At 45.3% G+C, this 4735-nt stretch carries 5 protein-coding genes; 1 reads left to right on the top strand and 4 read right to left on the bottom strand.

Going from position 1 to position 4735, the window contains the following annotated elements; all coding sequences use genetic code 11:
• Nucleotides 1–81 precede the first annotated feature (81 nt).
• The 4 genes from MO867_RS20565 to pdxR form a co-directional block, all read right to left on the bottom strand.
• Nucleotides 82–294 carry a hypothetical protein gene (locus MO867_RS20565; RefSeq protein ID WP_252472594.1) on the bottom strand — a complete coding sequence of 71 codons (213 nt, stop codon included), beginning with the start codon at nucleotides 292–294 and terminating at the stop codon, nucleotides 82–84.
• A 457-nt stretch (nucleotides 295–751) separates the two neighbouring features.
• A complete protein-coding gene (locus MO867_RS24175; protein ID WP_373565918.1) occupies nucleotides 752–859 on the bottom strand; it encodes a transposase in 108 nt (35 codons plus the stop codon).
• 279 nt (nucleotides 860–1138) lie between these two features.
• Nucleotides 1139–1948, bottom strand: coding sequence for a right-handed parallel beta-helix repeat-containing protein (locus MO867_RS20570; RefSeq protein ID WP_252472596.1), 810 nt, complete (start codon nucleotides 1946–1948; stop codon nucleotides 1139–1141).
• A 495-nt stretch (nucleotides 1949–2443) separates the two neighbouring features.
• Nucleotides 2444–3895 carry a MocR-like pyridoxine biosynthesis transcription factor PdxR gene (gene pdxR / locus MO867_RS20575; RefSeq protein ID WP_252472598.1) on the bottom strand — a complete coding sequence of 484 codons (1452 nt, stop codon included), beginning with the start codon at nucleotides 3893–3895 and terminating at the stop codon, nucleotides 2444–2446.
• 102 nt (nucleotides 3896–3997) lie between these two features.
• Between pdxR and MO867_RS20580 the strand changes: the two genes are divergently transcribed.
• Nucleotides 3998–4588 (top strand): pyridoxamine 5'-phosphate oxidase family protein, encoded by a 591-nt coding sequence (locus MO867_RS20580; protein ID WP_252472600.1) that lies wholly within the window; start codon nucleotides 3998–4000, stop codon nucleotides 4586–4588.
• Nucleotides 4589–4735: the final 147 nt, after the last annotated feature.

The raw sequence follows: 4735 nt of genomic DNA on the forward strand, positions 1-4735 counted from the left end.
CGACTACCAATAATCCACTAGCAAGAGCGGTTACACAGAATTATTTACACCCTCACTTCAAACAGTGAAGGAGGCTATTTATTAGTCATTCATCAAGCTTCCATAAGAGTCTCCCGGTTTTTCTCTTATATAAAGCTGTATTTCACAAATTTCAGGCATACTAAGCCTGGGTCGGTAAATGTTTTTATCAATTAGCAGGTTGTTAAGGCCTGCCAGCAGCCCCAGGCGTTGGGTATTTTTCTTTAAGCTCTGGTAGCGGACCTTTCTATAGTCAAAGCTATTTTTTCCACTCATCGTAACTCCTCTTACTTTGGTTGATGCTTTAAGTGTCTTGGTCTCTCTACAATGTGCCACTCCGCATCTCTAGCCTTCAGCTTTTCACGCTTTTCTGCTCCGGTGTAACCAGTATCGCCCGGACTCGCTTATCTTCACCATGTAACCATTTTGCTGTCGCAGTAATATCGTGCGGTTAACAGCTGTTGCATCAGTACTGTGGATAAGTCTGTGTATCATCTGTAGCGACGTCAATTTTCATGCCAAAGTGCTACTGATTGCCTTTTTTAGCTTGATACATTTCTGGATCACGTTGTTTCTTCTTATTCTGGGCGGAGTTTGGAGCAGATATGAAGGTCGCATTCACAATGGCGCCCTTGCAGCACCATGCTATCCTCAGCAGGATATTGACTGGTTCCCTCAATAGGACCTGTTCTCATTGGGTTCAATTCTAGTAAGTGACGAAAGTTGAGAGTAGTTATCTCACCTGGTCTCTCAAAATTAATCCGGAAAAATTACGCATAGATTTAATCTCATAAAGTGCATCTTCCATGGCGGGATCGCTGAGATTGTAAACAAACTGCATGTAATGAATAACGCAACATGACGCTCAATGGTGACGGCTGTCGGCCACGTTTTTCCTGCGGAGAAGAAGGGACTAAACGAGCTTCCAGGCGCGGTCATGGGGTAAGGATATTGTCTGAGAGGGAAATTTTTCTTAATGGTTTTTACGGTGTTTGAGGCTATATTCTGCTTCGGCATGGTGGCTCTCGGCATGCTTCATCATAGCCCTGACTGATATAATGGGCCTACACATCGAATAAAATCAATGTTTATAGGCCCACGGTAAAAACTAATATTATGCCTACTGAATACAGGCGTGGTTGGCGGTGTCAAAAGTATTTCTTATCCACACATTACCGGTACATGGAGGTGTATTGTGATCAGCTAAGTCAGCGCCTGCATTTCCAGTAGCGGTATTTCCGACAATAAGGAAGCCTACCTGGCCATAAGGCAGTATCATAATTCCATTGGTTCCATTACCATCTGATATATTTTCCGCAATTATACCACCGCTCCCTTCTGCCACGACAATTCCACTCGTCACATTAAAGCTTGTATCATTGAAGCGAAGTAAAGTATTGCCTCCGACGATTTTAACACCTTGGAGTGAATTGCCTGTCATGTCTGAGTTTCTGACCCGGTTGCCATCCCCCATAACACGCACACCCATTCCGAAATTACCATTTGAGGTAGAGAACTCCAGGGTGTTTCCAGCACTCCAAAGGGCGATTCCTGAAACAAAGTTCCCAGTGGCATTCACCTCTTGAACTAAATGCCCGCCGTCCCCTTCAACGGAGACTCCCGTATCACAATTGGCAATACTATTGCCGCCCGCTGTGTCTTCGAGAGTCCTATCGGCACCAAGTATTTTTATGCCTATCCCGGATCCAGCACAACTAACGGTATAACCGTTCAAATCCAAGGTGCCAGCATCTTTTATAGTTACCGCTGGATTACTTGCGCAAAAAGCGATATCTCCAGTTAGAACTGCCGGGGCAGTAACCGTATCACCGCAGCTGACAGCCGAAGCCACACCAGATAAGGCAAGGCTGGCAGCTCCCGCAACACTCAAAAGCGCCACCCTTAGCGAATTAATATTTCCATTTTTCATGTTAGATCCCATTTATCTTGTAAGTTTTACAAAGGCGAGAACATCCAAAGCCATGGAGAGTGTGAACTAGGTTTGGGAAAGAACCATAGGAAATTCTTCCCAAATAAACGGAAATTTTTCTTATTATGGCATCAATTTTTCTTGCAATTTCAATAGGGGCCTAAATGAAGTGGTGTGAGTTGAGTGGTGTTTGGAGCTGGCAGCTAATTAGTTTAAAGCTGACTGAATATAGATTTTCCTTGTTGGTGAGAAATAACCTCAAGTTTTTTAGTTGTTAGAGAGGGTCTACAGATTTGATGCGATATTATTTCTAAAGTCATGAGGCGGTTGTTGATTAAACCATTTCTCTCATAGGTGTCGCAAAATTAGCCTCTTATTACCTATTTTAAATATCCAACAGATAGGATTTTAAAGGGTTAATCTATACGTTAGGTGCTAATGTTCAAAACGGAAGTGTTAAACTAAATCGCGCTAGCTTGTGGAGGATATTATAATTTATTTATTCAACGCTTCTTTTAAAATATTTATGCATCTTTCTCTTTCATTGATGGAAGTGTTGGCAAAGCCGAGTACCAACCCAGATTGCCCCTTTCTATTTGGATAATAGAGAGATAACGGTGTGCTGCCAAATCTAGATGCGGTTAGGGTATTTGCCAGCTGGGTGTCACAGTGATCAGGTGTCGAGATCACTAGGTGCATTCCGGTATTACTCGCAATTAATTGAGCTTGGGGTTCTAGTTGGTCACGGATAAGTTGACAAAGGTGTGTCCACTTTTCGAAATAATTGTTGCGCATCTTTCGCAGGTGTCGTACAAAATGTCCTTCGTTGATAAAGTCTGCCACTACAGCTTGGCAGAGAAGTGGAGAGTGTCCCGACAGAATCTCTTTGGCGTGGATAAATTCAGGGATACTGAATTTGGGTACTACCAGGTAACCTAGCCGAAGTGACGGCTGTAGGGTTTTACTGAAGCTGCCCATATATAGTACCGGCGTATTCTCTGCCATTCCCTGAAGTGTCGCTACAGGCTTGTGCTGGAATGAAAATTCGCTGTCATAATCGTCTTCGAGTATCCAGCAACCGAATTGTGCTGCCCAATCCAGTAGTTTGACTCGATCGTCAGCTGGCATTACGCCACCCATTGGATATTGGTGTGTTGGAGTGGTGAACAGAAGCCTGGCTGTGCTTGTGGTTTTTATCAACTTCCCAACGTTGAGTGTGTGATTAATGAGTCCTGCCGGTTTGAGCTTTGCGCCGACCGCATGGAAAGCTAGCCGGGCTCGCCGATAACCGGGGTTTTCTATCAACACGGTATCCCCGGGGTTCACCGTCACTTGTGCGCACAGGCTCAAGGCTTCCTGAGCGCCGTTAGTAATAATAATTTGATCGGGGTTGCAACGAACACCGCGAGAGCTGCGCAAATATTCGGCCAGTGCTTGGCGAAGGGGGAGGTATCCCTGGCTTTGGCCATATCCGGCTAAAGGTTTTCTTCCCAGGTGGCGCCGGTACAGCCTATTCCAAAGTTTAAATGGAAATGCGTTGAGGTCAGGTAAGCCTGGGGTAAAGGGAAGGGATGGCATGTTTGTATCTTTCCCTGGCAGTTGTCGTATCGCATCGCCATAACTGGATAGTTTGGGTAAGTTCCCGGGGATCTTCGTTTGCCAGCTTACCCCTTTGGGTTTTTTTACGTGGGAGGGGAATTCAGAGGAAACGAACACCCCACGACCGGGATGGCTGGTCAGAAAGCCCTCTGCTTTTAGCTGTTCCATCACTAGGGTGACGGTGTTACGGCTAATGCCGAGGGTTTCTGACATTCTGCGGGAGGACGGTAGTTTGGCGCCAGCTAGCAAGCGGCCATTACAGATCCACTGTACCAGGCTGCGATAAAGTTGCGCTTGAAGCGGCTGGGTTGAATCTAGGGTCAGGTCTGCAAGGTCGGGTGCGCTCAAAACTGGCATCATCATTTTGTTAAAACTGGATCTTATCAGAGTACCAGTAAGGCCATACATTGGCCACAACCATTTGATACCTGATCTATTAAGGGAGAGGTTATGGATAGGGTCCATTCAGTTTCCGGTGAGTTGCCAACCTCAGAAAAAAGCCGCGTACGCCGTGGAGCCAAACGTGCCAGTTATCGACGAGAGGAAATCTACCCACTTATTGATGAGCTAAAGCTAGGTCATGTGGGATTTTCTGAAAATGGTGAAGCCATTATTATTCCTTTAACGGTTTGGCGCTTAGGGTGTTTTTTGTATTTTCATGTGGCGAATAAAAGTCGCTTGCAAAAATTAATCGAAGCCGGAGGGCAGGTATGTATTTCCTTTGCCCGGTATGATGAATGGGTGTTGTCAAAATCGGCATTCCATCATAGTGCCAATTATCGTTCAGCCGTGTTGTTTTGCCGAGGAGAGCGAGTTTGTGGTCAGGAAGAATTTGATGCAGTATTTAAAGCGATTATTAATGATATTGAGCCTGACCGCTGGGAACAGGTGCGCGCGCCTAACTTGCAGGAGCGCAAAGGTACTGCGCTGATACGTTTGACCATCGAAGAGGGTGCTTTTAAGAGTCGAACTGGTGGGCCGTCTGAAAATAAAGAAGATTTGACCTTGCCAGTATGGAGCGGCATCAAACCTGCTTTATAGTTTTTTAGCTGCTTGAATCCAATAAACAATCAAAATTCACACCTTAAAGCCGGTGTTCCCCAAATATTTAGTGCTTTTGTGCAATTATAGTGAGCAATACTTCGGACAGTTTTAGGGGGCGAAATAGGTAGGAACCACGGCCAGATA

It is taken from the genome of Microbulbifer okhotskensis, assembly GCF_023895975.1.
Lineage (GTDB): Bacteria > Pseudomonadota > Gammaproteobacteria > Pseudomonadales > Cellvibrionaceae > Microbulbifer > Microbulbifer okhotskensis.

Coding starts and splice junctions, on each gene's coding strand:
- MO867_RS20565 (WP_252472594.1), bottom strand. CDS start 294: ATGAGTGGAAAAAATAGCTTTGACTATAGAAAGGTCCGCTACCAGAGC.
- MO867_RS24175 (WP_373565918.1), bottom strand. CDS start 859: ATGCAGTTTGTTTACAATCTCAGCGATCCCGCCATGGAAGATGCACTT.
- MO867_RS20570 (WP_252472596.1), bottom strand. CDS start 1,948: ATGAAAAATGGAAATATTAATTCGCTAAGGGTGGCGCTTTTGAGTGTT.
- MO867_RS20580 (WP_252472600.1), top strand. CDS start 3,998: ATGGATAGGGTCCATTCAGTTTCCGGTGAGTTGCCAACCTCAGAAAAA.